The organism is Vibrio sp. QJM3NY_15, from assembly GCF_057785995.1.
The window spans coordinates 3,215,346-3,227,678 of sequence record NZ_CM173517.1; the positions used below are offsets into that span (position 1 = coordinate 3,215,346).

A 12,333-nucleotide genomic window follows, 5' to 3' on the forward strand; every position below is an offset into this window, starting at 1 on the left:
TGCGATGCGCATTTAAATCATAGTTGTATATCGCAACCATATTGAGAGGCAACATGACTTCAGCACAACTTAGAGAATTATCACGTCAGCTCGTTCGACAGCTTGGAATGCTCGACAAAGATTGTGGTGATATTGCCCTACCTCCGATTCAAGCTCATACACTTATTGAACTAGAACAGCAGCCATTAACCGTGAATCAATTAGCGGATAAGCTCAATATTGATAAGTCCAACGCCAGTAGAGCAGTCAACAATCTAGCGAAGAACTCGTTAATTCAAACCTCACCACACCCCAACGATAAGCGCAGTGTTGTAGCTTCAGTAACAGAGCAAGGGAAAAACACTCTTGCCAAACTTCACAATCAACAAAATCAATTTTATAACTCGGTGCTTGAGCGTTTAACGGAAGCGGAAACTCAACAAGTTTCGGGGGGAATCGAGCACTACCTTAAAGCACTGCAACAAAGCCACGCTTCAATCGATGTGGTGGTTCGCCCCCTACTACAGGAAGACAACACCGTAGTGGCCAATGTGATTCGCCAAGTCTCTTATGAGAACGGGCTAACTGAAGATAAAGGCTATGGTGTTGCTGATCCCACCTTAGAAGACATGTTCAGTGTTTATAACAATGAAAGATCTCAGTATTGGGTGATTGAACTTGATGGAAAGGTTGTCGGTGGTGGTGGATTTGCACCATTAGCAGGTATGCCAGAAGTCTGTGAACTGCAAAAGATGTACTTCTTGCCAGAAACCAGAGGCAAAGGCTTAGCGAAGAAGTTGGTTAATATGTCGGTGGAGAAAGCTAAGGAACTGGGTTATCAACATATGTACCTAGAAACAACCGAATGCCTTAATGCCGCCGTTAAACTTTACGAAAAATTGGGCTTTGAACACCTTGATTCAGCTTGGGGAGAAACAGGCCATGACGCTTGTGAGGTTGTCATGGCCAAAACGCTATAATGTGTTTTTGAAATAGGGTTAGCGTCGGCAGTTCATTAGATGACAAGCGAGTGAGCAAATTGATTCATTACGTAACGGGCTAATTGAATAACCGCTAGTTACGCAAAAAGTTACTCACGCAAGAGGCTGGATTCAAGGCTACGAAAGAACTCTCTTTTTGCCCATCTAGTTCCACTTCTAACTGATATAAATGCTTAGGATTGGGCTTCTCAAGGTTAAATACCATTGGAGCCTCAACCTGAAACACAACACCCGTATGTTCTGCTCGCACATCAATCGGCATCACGAGAGTCATACCATTAAACTTGATTGATGCCGATATTAACCCCGGCTTTAGCGTTTGATAGATAACATCTACTTTAAACTCACAGCCACCACCGTGATGCCAAATTTGCTCGGTGACGACTTGCTCAAGCTTGACGTTACGAACGAACTGCAAATATGGAGCTTGCCAGATTCCAATCCGAGAATCTGATTTAGCAACGACCTGTGAAGGGATAGAGTCATCCATATCCTCTTCAAGCAACAGGCTCTCCTCTTCTTCAAGGAAAAGGATCTCAAAACGATTTCGACCAGGCTGCATATAAGGACGGATGTCTTTACGAGATTCGGCTTCGCTGCCATCACAGTCAAACACGGCAACGCCATTGAGTCGCACTTCTGCAAAGTAGTCAACACCTGCGACGACTAGTTCAACAAATGGGCATGCCAACATGGCATCATCCACTTCGATGTCATGCATCAGGTGCCATTCTTGCTCTGCGATTTCCTCTTCACTCAAGCTATTAGGGAGCTTTGAGCTTAATGGAGCAGGAAAGGTAATGTCATCTTGTGGGATAGAGAGATCCGTCAGTGGCGAAATTTGCCAAAGACCATCGAGAGGTAGCCGCATGTCATTCCTTGAGCTAGATCAATTTTGACCGCATTATAATGAATGAATGCATATAAAGACATTTATTTTTCTGAGGACAAAAAAATGCCAGCTCAAGGCTGGCATTCTTTAAAACTGGGAGAGATTACTCTTCGTCTTCATCATCTTCGTCAGGGTAGATAGCATCTTCACCTTCGTAGTAAGTGCCCCAACCGTCGTAGATAATGTCAAACTTCTCTGCAAGATTTACAAGCTTCTCAACTTGCTCATCAATCGCTTCTGCGTTCAGAGTACACTGCATCGTTGCATCACAACAAAGTAGCTTGTTGCCATCTTCGTCTTCTGTCTCTTCAGCTTCAAGCACTTCAAAGCCCATTTTGAATGCTTCAACAACGGCTTTCTCAAGTACTGCGAAATCTTCAGCGAATAGGTGATGCTCGATATCGTATAGAGCTTCAGGATCGCTACCATCTTCGATTAGTGCTTCAATGATGTCGCGAGTCTCTCCTTTTTGAAATTCAATTAATTCCGCTACTGATAGATATTCATCTTCGTGAGACATGTGTCTGCTCCAGAGTGTTGACTATGAAAAGATCAAATTTGATTGCCACGAAATATGGCACGGATCGCCTAGAAAAGCCACCTAGATCAGGTGTAGAAGAGTAAGTTTATCGCTAGATAACAGAAGGGATATCAATTAAAAAGTGAAATCAAAATCACAGAAACAAATTTTCAACATATTTTTAACCATCGTGTGTTTTAGCATTTCATTTTTATTGTTACTTTTAGCCTGACTCCTTCAAAATTGAGTGGTTAATCATATCAGATGCATACTGCCGATCACTTCATCGATGCATAAAACCTCACTTATAAGTAAGTAACTGCATAAATTTTGAATGAAAAATCACGTTCACCAAGCAAAGTGGATTATCAAATCACTGAAATTGGAGCATAGATCCGCAAAAAGTTTGTTCCAGAACTCAGCCTTTCGGTTGGATTTTAATATTAACAATCCCATACAACTCAGCATTTAAAACCAAAAATATCAAAATAACATAACCTTTACACAAGTTTCAAAACTTGCATATTACGAACAAGCTTGTCATAAATAGACGCTGGATTAATAGTAAGGATGCAAAATGAGTAAGCTGTACGTTGGCTCCGAAGTCGGTCAATTAAGACGAGTTCTCCTAAATAGGCCTGAAAGGGCACTCACCCACCTCACCCCTTCTAACTGTCATGAGCTACTCTTTGATGATGTGCTTGCAGTAGAAGCAGCAGGTGAAGAACACGATGCCTTTGCGACAACACTTCGTAACCAAGACGTTGAAGTGTTATTACTGCATGACCTACTGGTTGAGACACTCGCTGTAGCACAAGCTCGTGAGTGGCTGCTTAATACTCAAATCTCTGATTTCCGTTACGGCCCTACATTCGCACGTGATTTAAGAGAGTACCTTGCTCAAATGGACAATGAGCACTTGGCTACGATCCTACTTGGTGGTTTAGCCTACTCTGAGCTTCCTATTAAATCTTCTTCAATGCTACCGAAGATGCACCGCCCACTTGATTTCGTTATTGAGCCGCTACCTAACCATCTATTTACCCGCGATACTTCTTGCTGGGTTTATGGCGGTGTCTCTCTTAACCCGATGATGATGCCTGCTCGTCAACGAGAAACGAATCACTTGCGAGCAATATATCGCTGGCACCCTGTATTCGCAGGACAAGATTTCATTAAGTACTTCGGTGATGAAGATCTTCATTACGACAACGCCAATATTGAAGGTGGAGATGTACTGGTTATCGGTAAAGGCGCTGTTCTTATCGGTATTTCAGAGCGCACTAAACCACAAGGTGTCGAAAACCTAGCTGCGAGTTTATTCAAGTCCGGTCAAGCTAAAGAAGTGATTGCGATTGATTTACCGAAGCACCGCTCTTGTATGCACCTTGATACGGTCATGACACACATGGATATCGACACATTCTCAGTCTATCCAGAGATCGTTCGTAAAGACCTAGATACTTGGCGCTTAACGCCGAAAGAAAATGGCGAAATGCGAGTAGAGAAAGCTGAAAACTACCTAACAGCGATTGAAGGTGCACTGGACATCGATCAACTGAAGATCATCACAACTGGTGGTGATAACTACGAAGCTGAACGTGAACAGTGGAATGACGCTAACAACGTACTGACGGTGAAACCGGGTACGGTTATCGGTTATGAGCGTAATGTTTACACCAATGAGAAATACGACAAAGCAGGCATCGAAGTTCTGACAATTCCAGGCAATGAACTGGGTCGCGGTCGTGGTGGCGCTCGTTGCATGAGCTGTCCTATAGAAAGAGACGGTATTTAACTCAAGTAGTTCAGTAAAGCGAACACATAACTTATCTAGGCCAGTACCATTGTACTGGCCTTTTTTATCAAATTAATAAAATAAATATTCACAAATATAGCATTTTTATGTTTAACTAAGTTCTTCATTGATTCTATATACCCAAGGAGCGAGAGATGGCATTTAATCTTCGCAATCGTAACTTTCTAAAACTTCTCGACTTTACTCCTAAAGAGATTCAGTTTTTACTCGACCTGTCTGCTGACCTTAAAAAGGCTAAGTATGCAGGTACAGAGCAGAAAAAGCTTAACGGTAAAAACATCGCTTTGATCTTTGAAAAAGCATCAACTCGAACTCGATGTGCCTTTGAGGTAGCTGCTTTTGATCAAGGAGCTCAGGTCTCTTATTTAGGCCCTTCTGGTTCTCAGATTGGTCAGAAAGAATCAATGAAAGATACCGCGCGTGTATTAGGTCGTATGTACGATGGTATTGAATACCGTGGTTTTGGCCAGAGCATCGTCGAAGATCTTGGCGCTTATGCGGGTGTACCAGTTTGGAATGGTCTAACCGATGAGTTCCATCCAACTCAGATCTTGGCTGATTTCCTTACAATGATCGAACATGGTCGCGGTAAACATCTGCATCAAATCAGTTTTGCTTACCTAGGCGATGCACGTAATAACATGGGTAATTCTCTGTTAGTGGGTGCAGCTAAAATGGGTATGGATATTCGCCTTGTCGCGCCTAAAGCGTTCTGGCCGGAAGAACAGCTTGTCGAAGAGTGCCAAGCTATTGCGCAAACTACCGGTGCGAAAATCACGCTGACAGAAGACGTTGCCGAAGGCGTGAAAGGCTGTGATTTCCTTTACACCGATGTTTGGGTTTCTATGGGTGAAGCGCCCGAAGCTTGGGACGAACGTGTGGCTATAATGACGCCTTACCAAGTGAATATGGATGTCATAAAGCTTACAGGTAACCCTCAAGTGAAGTTCATGCATTGCCTGCCAGCTTTCCACAACAATGAAACCGTGATCGGCCAGCAAGTCGCAGATAAATATGGAATGAACGGTTTGGAAGTAACAGACGAAGTATTTGAGTCCGACTACTCAATTGTATTTGATGAAGCAGAGAATCGCATGCACACCATCAAAGCAGTAATGGTCGCGACACTTGGCCAATAGAGAATAATGAAAGTAAACAAAGCTTGATGTAATCGCTTGCGCTCACAAATTGAAAGCGTATAATTCTCGGCAATTTGTCTGAGAGTAGTGAAAATGACGCCAAGCAATGTTGTGATAAAACATAATAAAATTGTGAAAACACCAAATATTGCTCGCAAGCTAGCATGCTTGCCAGGCCGTCTATTCTGCTTTTCAGCACTTTTTTAAAGCCTCCCATTATGGGGGGCTTTTTTATGGCCAATACATTATTGTGGGGAAGAAGATCATGGCGAATTCGCTCTATCAAAAGCACATCATCTCAATTCCAGAGCTTTCTCGTGAAGAGCTAGAATTAATTGTTCAAACGGCAGGTCAACTTAAAGCTGAACCAAACCCAGAACTCATCAAGAACAAAGTTGTTGCCAGCTGCTTCTTCGAACCTTCAACACGAACTCGTCTCTCTTTTGAAACGGCTATTCAGCGCATCGGTGGTGATGTGATTGGTTTCGATAGCGGTGGTAACACGTCACTGGCGAAGAAAGGCGAAACGCTAGCAGACTCAGTACAGGTTATCTCTTCATACGTTGATGCTTACGTAATGCGCCACCCTCAAGAAGGCGCCGCGCGTCTGGCTTCTGAGTTCTCTAACGGTGTACCTGTGATTAACGCGGGCGACGGCGCAAACCAACACCCAACACAAACGCTATTAGACCTGTTCTCTATCGCCGAAACTCAAGGCCGCCTCGACAACCTTAACGTTGCATTCGTTGGTGACCTTAAGTACGGCCGTACGGTTCACTCGCTAACTCAAGCACTAGCTAAATTCGACAACATCTGTTTCTACTTCGTGGCTCCAGAAGCACTGGCGATGCCTGACTACATTTGTGAAGAACTTGATGAAGCGGGTATTAAGTACCAACTGCTGACAGACATGGAAGATGTGATTCCTGAGCTGGATGTTCTGTACATGACTCGAGTTCAAAAAGAACGTTTTGATGAATCGGAATACGCGCACATCAAATCAGCGTACATCCTGACGGCTCCGATGTTGGAAAATGCACGTGATAACCTAAAGGTTCTTCACCCTCTTCCTCGTGTTGATGAAATTACTGTCGATGTCGATAAAACACCTTACGCTTACTACTTCCAGCAAGCTGAGAACGGTGTTTACGCGCGTGAAGCATTGCTAGCCCTTGTTCTTAACGAAACGCTGTAGAGGAGAGATATCATGTCTAAAGAGACTCAATTAAAAGTTGAAGCAATCAAGAACGGAACGGTTATCGACCATATCCCAGCTAACATCGGGATCAAGGTACTCAAACTGTTCGACATGCATAACTCTAATCAGCGAGTAACGATTGGCCTAAACCTGCCATCCTCTGCTCTAGGCGGTAAAGACTTACTCAAGATAGAGAATGTGTTTATCACTGAAGAACAGGCGAGCAAGTTAGCACTTTACGCGCCTCACGCGACCGTAAACCAAATCGAAGATTACGAAGTGGTTAAGAAGCTACCACTAGAACTTCCTGAGCAAATCAACGATGTGTTCGAGTGTCCAAATACCAATTGTATTACTCACAATGAACCCGTTGAAAGCAGCTTTAAAATCTTTGAAAAGAAAGAAGATATTCGATTGAAGTGTAAATACTGCGAAAAAGTCTTCTCTCGTGAGATCGTGACAGAAAGATAACGTCATACGGCAACGCCGATCGAACGCAAAAACTATTCAATACCTCGCCTGTGCGGGGTATTTTGCTCTTTACCTATCCTAAGTTTGAAGGCACACTAAAAATCGCTTTTTATCCAATAACTGATGGAATAACCAATGACTAAAGTACTTCACACAGAATCTGCTCCAGCTGCAATCGGCCCATACGTACAAGGTGTTGACCTTGGCAACATGGTTCTGACTTCTGGTCAAATCCCAGTAAACCCAGCAACTGGTGAAGTATCTGCTGATATCGCAGAGCAAGCTCGCCAATCTCTAGACAACGTTCAAGCAGTTGTTGAAGCTTCAGGCCTGACTGTAAAAGACATCGTAAAACTAACGGTATTCGTTAAAGACCTAAACGACTTCGGCACAGTAAATGAAGTTTACGGTAAGTTCTTTGATGAGCACGGTGTTGCAAACTACCCTGCACGTTCATGTGTTGAAGTAGCGCGTCTGCCAAAAGATGTAGGTATCGAGATCGAAGCTATTGCGGTTCGCAAATAGGTATTAATATCTAGAATAAACGGTTTCTAGTAAACAAGTTGGCATAATGCTGAGCGTTTATCAGATACAAAAAAGGTTGCCCAATTGGCAACCTTTTTTATTGCTCATCGTTTCGCTTAGATGATTACTTCTTATTAAGCTCAACCACTTCTTTGTCTAACTCTTCAAGCTTCGCAGCCATCTGCTCACGAGCTAGGTTAGCCAGTTGACGAACATTAGACTTATCGTAATCTTCAGTGCTGATTGGTGGCAGCATTTCAACAATCACATGACCATTGTTCCAACGGTTCAGCTTCACGCCACCTGTTGAGCTACACACGATAGGGATAATAGGTAAGCCAGCGCCAATCGCAGCATGGAAAGCACCCGTTTTGAATGGCAACAAACCACGACCACGAGAACGAGTCCCCTCAGGGAACATCCATACTGAAACATCACTCTCTTTAAGGCTAGTAACCACTTGATCGATAGTACCTACCGCTTTGCTGCGGTTAGCTCGGTCAATTAGGATATTACCCGTCAACCAGTACAGCTGACCAAAAAGAGGCATCCACGCTAGGCTCTTCTTACCAACAGTCACAACCTTAGGTGTTACCGCTGATGAAATCGTGAATAGATCCCAGCTATTTTGGTGGTTTGCAACGTAAACATGTTGGCCACGAGAGTAAGCATCTTCCGGGATACGAAGCTCTAACTTCATACCAAAGATTTTCGACATGCGACCGAAATAACGACCAAAGGTAAATACGTGTTTCGGGTTGCGTGGGCTTAGTAGACAGTAACCACACCCAAATACAAACATAAGAATCGCAAATATCGCCACTGCGAAAATACGTAATATTGCTATCATTTTGTTCCTCACAACCGCCAAGTTGATTCATCTATTTGCACAAAATAGGCAACAGATTCACTGGCGGTAAATACAACTATAAAAAAGCCGAAACCAAGGTTCCGACTTTTCTGTTTTCATCTTACTGATTCATGAACTCACTAACCTAAGTTAGTTCGACTCGCTAAACCGTGTAATGTTTGCGCCTAAGGCTGACAATTTATCTTCAATCTTATCGTAGCCACGATCGATGTGATAAATACGGTCAACAATGGTTTCACCTTGAGCAATACAGCCAGCAATAACAAGACTCGCAGATGCGCGAAGGTCCGTTGCCATTACTTGAGCGCCGCTCAATTTTTTGGTTTCACCACAAATAGCCGTGTTGCCTTCTATTTCCGCTTTTGCGCCCATTCGCTGTAACTCAGGGATGTGCATAAAGCGGTTTTCAAAGATAGTCTCAGTGATAACACCACTGCCCTTCGCCATCATGTTAAGCAGAGTAAATTGTGCTTGCATGTCGGTTGGGAAACCTGGGTGAGGTGCTGTTACGATTTTCACCGCTTTCAGCTCACGATCTGTCATATCAAGGCTGATCCAGTCTTCGCCTGTTTCAACCTTCGCACCCGCTTCTTCAAGCTTCGCTAATGCAGCTTCAAGAAGATGAGCGTTAGTGTTACGACAAACGACTTTACCGCCAGACACTGCCGCAGCAACCAAGAAAGTACCGGTTTCAATACGGTCAGCAACCACAGAGTGTTGGCCACCACCAAGACGCTCAACGCCTTCGATAGTGATCGTATCTGTACCTGCACCAGAAATCTTAGCACCCAGTTTGTTTAGGAAATCAGCCGTATCAACAATCTCAGGCTCGCGCGCTGAGTTGTCTAATACAGTTGTACCTTCAGCCAGTGTTGCTGCACACATGATAGTAATGGTGGCACCCACACTTACTTTATCCATCACGATGTGCGCGCCTTTCAGACGGCCATCAACACTTGCTTTCACATAACCATCTTCTAATACAATAGTCGCACCTAGTTGCTCTAGGCCATGGATATGTAAATCAACAGGTCTGGCACCAATCGCACAACCACCAGGAAGTGACACTTGGCCTTCACCAAAACGAGCAACTAGAGGACCCAAAGCCCAGATAGAAGCACGCATTGTTTTTACTAAATCATAAGGCGCACAAAATTCATTAATTTCGCTGCCATCAACATGAACACTACCGTTACGTGATACTTTTGCGCCTAAACGCTTTAGTAGTTCCATCGTAGTATCGATGTCACGTAGGTGAGGAACGTTACTTACTTCCACTGGCTCTTCAGCAAGAATTGAAGCAAATAAGATAGGTAGCGCTGCATTTTTTGCGCCTGAGATCGTCACTTCACCGCTTAGCGGCTTATCCGATCCAATAACTCGAAACTTTTCCATCATAAACCTTAAAGTGACATCAGTTTCTTATCACGTTCCCACTCTTCTGGCGTAAACGCCTTAATAGAAAGAGCATGGATGTCATTGCGTTGAATGTATTCCATTAGTGGGCCGTAGATTAGTTGCTGCTTCTTAACTCGATTCATGCCGTCAAAACATGCATCAACCGCAACAACTTCGTAATGACTGCCTTCACCCTTCACGAAAATCTCCTGAAGGTTCAGTGCCGCTGCTAATAATTCTTGTACTTTTGTGCTGTCCACAAATAGCTCCTGCCTAATTTTTTATGTGTTCTGCCATCATTGGCTGGATATTGCTCAATTGGAACAACGTTCGTAATTGTTCTGGCACGAAACTGAGCATTATATGACAGTTTTGATTTTTTGCATGCTCTAATAAGTGAATTAGCATCACCATTCCTGCTGAATCGACTCGATTTATATGGCTAAGGTCAATTTCAACGCTCGATTCCGTTGTTTGCCACTTTTCCAATATTCGCCAGATTGCAGGAACGCTGTCTCGGTCGATATCACCGAGCAGCTGATACTCTTTAGAGCTTAGTGCTTGCCATTGAGAATGGCTCATTATTTGTTGCTCTCAAAACGAATGGGCTGCGCTGCCAATTTCTCTAGTTCGTCAGCAACTTGTAAGATGCCTTCTTGACGAATTTTCGTATTCCACTCTGACTGCTTGCTTGATAATAGACTAATACCTTCCGCAACCATATCGAACGCCTTCCATTCGCCTGACTTCTTGTCTTTGCGTAACTTAAATTCAAGCTTAATGTTTGGTCGCGGCGAATCAATGATATCGACCTTTATACTCGTAATACGGCTATCTGCTTTGATTCTTGGTTCTGGACCAAATTGAATCGTCTGATCCGTGTACTGCGTCAGTACTTGAGCATAAGAAGAAACGAGGTACTTACGGAATGAATCGATAAATACACGCACATCTTTTCTATCCGCACCTTTTAGGTTTGGCCCTAACAACTTAAGTGCTGCATATTGAGCGTTCACATAAGGCATCAACTCTTCTTCTACAATAACCTTCAATAATTCAGGATCATTGTGGATGTTCTCTTGTTCGTTCTTCAGGCGTTCAAAAGACACTTCGGCTACTTGAGTCATCATCTGATAAGGCTGAGTGCGATCAATCGATTCTTCAGCAAGAACTTGAGTCGACATCAGCAAAGCAACCGCTGTTATAAACCATTTTTTCAATAGGCTATTCGTCTTTAACATGAGACTACTCCTTAGCTTCATTATCATCAGAACCGCCAACGCTATACAGCACTTGGCCTATTAAATCTTCGAGCACTAATGCTGATTTGGTGTCTTCAATCGAGTCACCATCGACCAACATCTCTTCATCTTCGAAAATGAAGCCAGGAACAAGACTGATGTATTGCTCACCAATTAAACCAGACGTTAAGATTTGAGCACTAGAGGTATCAGGAAATTGTGAGTACTTCGCATCAATAGACAGTTCAACCACAGGGAGATAGCTTTCAGTATCAAGCTGAATGCTCTGAACTCGGCCAACAACCACGCCACCCACCTTCACCGGTGAGCGAACTTTTAGGCTACCAATGTTGTCAAAGGTCGCTTTTAAGTTGTAAGTATGATTTGAACCGAGACCTTTTACGTCAGCGACTTGAAAAATCATGATTAAGATTGCGCAAATTCCGGCAATAACAAAGGTGCCGACCCATAATTCTAATTTTCGAGTTTGTTGCATGATTAATTCCCAAACATCAATGCGGTAAGAACAAAATCTAGCCCTAATACCGCTAGAGAAGAGTGCACTACAGTGCGTGTGGTTGCTTGACTAATACCTTCAGAGGTCGGTACTGCATCATAACCATTGAAAAGCGCGATCCACGTTACGGTGATAGCGAAGACCATACATTTGATCATGCTGTTGCCAATATCTCGACCCAGCTCAACAGAAGATTGCATCGCAGACCAAAAGCTACCGTGGTCGATGCCTTTCCAATCAACACCCACTAGTTGGCCGCCCCAGATACCTACCGCCATAAAGATCATAGCAAGCAAAGGCATTGAGATAAGCCCGGCCCAAAGTCGGGGGGCAATAATGCGTTTAAGAGGATCGACCGCCATCATTTCAAGGCTAGAGATCTGCTCCGTCGCTTTCATTAAGCCAATTTCAGCCGTTAACGCAGAACCAGCACGCCCAGCAAATAAAAGCGCTGTTACCACTGGGCCTAGTTCACGTAGCAACGACAGCGCGACCATCTGCCCAAGGTTACCTTCAGCACCGTAATCAATTAATACGACATAACCCTGTAGGCTAAGTACCATGCCAATAAATAGACCCGAAACCAAAATAATAGCTAATGACTGAACGCCAACGCTATAAAGTTGTTTAACTAGTAAAGGGAAGTTTTTTAGTCTCGGGACGCCAAACAAAGCGCCAAATAACATCAGGCTTGCTCGACCAAATGACTCACAGATCGCAAGTGTTCGTTTGCCGACACCCGCAATAGTTTTCGCAATCATA

15 protein-coding genes are annotated in these 12,333 nt (G+C 43.6%); 6 read left to right on the forward strand and 9 right to left on the reverse strand.

Annotated elements, in window-relative coordinates; all coding sequences use genetic code 11:
• Window positions 1–53: 53 nt before the first annotated feature.
• Window positions 54–959 (forward strand): bifunctional helix-turn-helix transcriptional regulator/GNAT family N-acetyltransferase, encoded by a 906-nt coding sequence (locus AC3CKG_RS14375; protein ID WP_488528510.1) that lies wholly within the window; start codon window positions 54–56, stop codon window positions 957–959.
• Between the two features lie 94 nt (window positions 960–1,053).
• Here AC3CKG_RS14375 and AC3CKG_RS14380 read toward each other — a convergent pair whose 3' ends face one another.
• Both AC3CKG_RS14380 and rraB read right to left on the reverse strand, forming a co-directional pair.
• Entirely contained in the window at window positions 1,054–1,851 is a 798-nt protein-coding gene (locus AC3CKG_RS14380) for a glycosyl hydrolase 2 galactose-binding domain-containing protein (protein WP_488528511.1), read from the reverse strand.
• A gap of 124 nt (window positions 1,852–1,975) precedes the next feature.
• The gene (gene rraB / locus AC3CKG_RS14385; protein ID WP_004735324.1) at window positions 1,976–2,392 is read right to left on the reverse strand and encodes a ribonuclease E inhibitor RraB; all 417 of its coding nucleotides are present in this window, start codon (window positions 2,390–2,392) and stop codon (window positions 1,976–1,978) included.
• A 577-nt stretch (window positions 2,393–2,969) separates the two neighbouring features.
• Between rraB and arcA the strand changes: the two genes are divergently transcribed.
• The 5 genes from arcA to AC3CKG_RS14410 all read left to right on the forward strand — a co-directional run bounded on the left by arcA (window position 2,970) and on the right by AC3CKG_RS14410 (window position 7,544).
• On the forward strand, window positions 2,970–4,190 hold the full coding sequence (gene arcA / locus AC3CKG_RS14390) for an arginine deiminase (protein WP_102340107.1): 1,221 nt from the start codon (window positions 2,970–2,972) through the stop codon (window positions 4,188–4,190).
• A 155-nt stretch (window positions 4,191–4,345) separates the two neighbouring features.
• Entirely contained in the window at window positions 4,346–5,350 is a 1,005-nt protein-coding gene (locus AC3CKG_RS14395; RefSeq protein WP_488528512.1) for an ornithine carbamoyltransferase, read from the forward strand.
• 265 nt (window positions 5,351–5,615) lie between these two features.
• Complete coding sequence (pyrB, locus tag AC3CKG_RS14400; RefSeq protein WP_004735321.1) at window positions 5,616–6,545, forward strand: aspartate carbamoyltransferase; 930 nt, start codon at window positions 5,616–5,618, stop codon at window positions 6,543–6,545.
• Window positions 6,546–6,557: 12 nt separating this feature from the next.
• Window positions 6,558–7,019 carry an aspartate carbamoyltransferase regulatory subunit gene (gene pyrI, locus AC3CKG_RS14405; protein ID WP_004735320.1) on the forward strand — a complete coding sequence of 154 codons (462 nt, stop codon included), beginning with the start codon at window positions 6,558–6,560 and terminating at the stop codon, window positions 7,017–7,019.
• Between the two features lie 135 nt (window positions 7,020–7,154).
• Window positions 7,155–7,544 (forward strand): RidA family protein, encoded by a 390-nt coding sequence (locus AC3CKG_RS14410; protein ID WP_004735319.1) that lies wholly within the window; start codon window positions 7,155–7,157, stop codon window positions 7,542–7,544.
• A gap of 124 nt (window positions 7,545–7,668) precedes the next feature.
• Here the strand turns inward: AC3CKG_RS14410 and AC3CKG_RS14415 are convergent, their stop codons facing one another.
• The 7 genes from AC3CKG_RS14415 to mlaE all read right to left on the reverse strand — a co-directional run bounded on the left by AC3CKG_RS14415 (window position 7,669) and on the right by mlaE (window position 12,332).
• Window positions 7,669–8,394, reverse strand: a complete 726-nt coding sequence (locus AC3CKG_RS14415) for a 1-acylglycerol-3-phosphate O-acyltransferase (RefSeq protein WP_004735318.1) — start codon at window positions 8,392–8,394, stop codon at window positions 7,669–7,671.
• Between the two features lie 150 nt (window positions 8,395–8,544).
• Window positions 8,545–9,810 (reverse strand): UDP-N-acetylglucosamine 1-carboxyvinyltransferase, encoded by a 1,266-nt coding sequence (gene murA / locus AC3CKG_RS14420; RefSeq protein ID WP_029223045.1) that lies wholly within the window; start codon window positions 9,808–9,810, stop codon window positions 8,545–8,547.
• Between the two features lie 8 nt (window positions 9,811–9,818).
• Window positions 9,819–10,073: a BolA family iron metabolism protein IbaG gene (gene ibaG, locus AC3CKG_RS14425; RefSeq protein WP_004735316.1), complete on the reverse strand. Its 255-nt coding sequence runs from the start codon at window positions 10,071–10,073 to the stop codon at window positions 9,819–9,821.
• A 13-nt stretch (window positions 10,074–10,086) separates the two neighbouring features.
• Window positions 10,087–10,395, reverse strand: coding sequence for an STAS domain-containing protein (locus AC3CKG_RS14430; protein ID WP_004735315.1), 309 nt, complete (start codon window positions 10,393–10,395; stop codon window positions 10,087–10,089).
• The gene (locus AC3CKG_RS14435; protein ID WP_488529250.1) at window positions 10,395–10,997 is read right to left on the reverse strand and encodes an ABC transporter substrate-binding protein; all 603 of its coding nucleotides are present in this window, start codon (window positions 10,995–10,997) and stop codon (window positions 10,395–10,397) included. Before AC3CKG_RS14435 ends, AC3CKG_RS14430 begins: the two co-directional genes overlap by 1 nt.
• A 61-nt stretch (window positions 10,998–11,058) precedes the next feature.
• Complete coding sequence (mlaD, locus tag AC3CKG_RS14440; protein WP_065104177.1) at window positions 11,059–11,550, reverse strand: outer membrane lipid asymmetry maintenance protein MlaD; 492 nt, start codon at window positions 11,548–11,550, stop codon at window positions 11,059–11,061.
• A gap of 2 nt (window positions 11,551–11,552) precedes the next feature.
• On the reverse strand, window positions 11,553–12,332 hold the full coding sequence (gene mlaE / locus AC3CKG_RS14445; protein WP_020477255.1) for a lipid asymmetry maintenance ABC transporter permease subunit MlaE: 780 nt from the start codon (window positions 12,330–12,332) through the stop codon (window positions 11,553–11,555).
• Between the last annotated feature and the right edge of the window lies 1 nt (window position 12,333).

Excerpts from the sequence above, each read along its gene's own strand:
- AC3CKG_RS14410 (WP_004735319.1), top strand. The coding sequence starts at position 7,155 with ATGACTAAAGTACTTCACACAGAATCTGCTCCAGCTGCAATCGGCCCA.
- AC3CKG_RS14435 (WP_488529250.1), bottom strand. The coding sequence starts at position 10,997 with ATGTCGACTCAAGTTCTTGCTGAAGAATCGATTGATCGCACTCAGCCT.
- rraB (WP_004735324.1), bottom strand. The coding sequence starts at position 2,392 with ATGTCTCACGAAGATGAATATCTATCAGTAGCGGAATTAATTGAATTT.
- mlaE (WP_020477255.1), bottom strand. The coding sequence starts at position 12,332 with ATGATTGCGAAAACTATTGCGGGTGTCGGCAAACGAACACTTGCGATC.
- AC3CKG_RS14430 (WP_004735315.1), bottom strand. The coding sequence starts at position 10,395 with ATGAGCCATTCTCAATGGCAAGCACTAAGCTCTAAAGAGTATCAGCTG.
- mlaD (WP_065104177.1), bottom strand. The coding sequence starts at position 11,550 with ATGCAACAAACTCGAAAATTAGAATTATGGGTCGGCACCTTTGTTATT.
- pyrI (WP_004735320.1), top strand. The coding sequence starts at position 6,558 with ATGTCTAAAGAGACTCAATTAAAAGTTGAAGCAATCAAGAACGGAACG.
- pyrB (WP_004735321.1), top strand. The coding sequence starts at position 5,616 with ATGGCGAATTCGCTCTATCAAAAGCACATCATCTCAATTCCAGAGCTT.
- AC3CKG_RS14415 (WP_004735318.1), bottom strand. The coding sequence starts at position 8,394 with ATGATAGCAATATTACGTATTTTCGCAGTGGCGATATTTGCGATTCTT.
- AC3CKG_RS14380 (WP_488528511.1), bottom strand. The coding sequence starts at position 1,851 with ATGCGGCTACCTCTCGATGGTCTTTGGCAAATTTCGCCACTGACGGAT.
- murA (WP_029223045.1), bottom strand. The coding sequence starts at position 9,810 with ATGGAAAAGTTTCGAGTTATTGGATCGGATAAGCCGCTAAGCGGTGAA.
- arcA (WP_102340107.1), top strand. The coding sequence starts at position 2,970 with ATGAGTAAGCTGTACGTTGGCTCCGAAGTCGGTCAATTAAGACGAGTT.
- AC3CKG_RS14395 (WP_488528512.1), top strand. The coding sequence starts at position 4,346 with ATGGCATTTAATCTTCGCAATCGTAACTTTCTAAAACTTCTCGACTTT.
- AC3CKG_RS14375 (WP_488528510.1), top strand. The coding sequence starts at position 54 with ATGACTTCAGCACAACTTAGAGAATTATCACGTCAGCTCGTTCGACAG.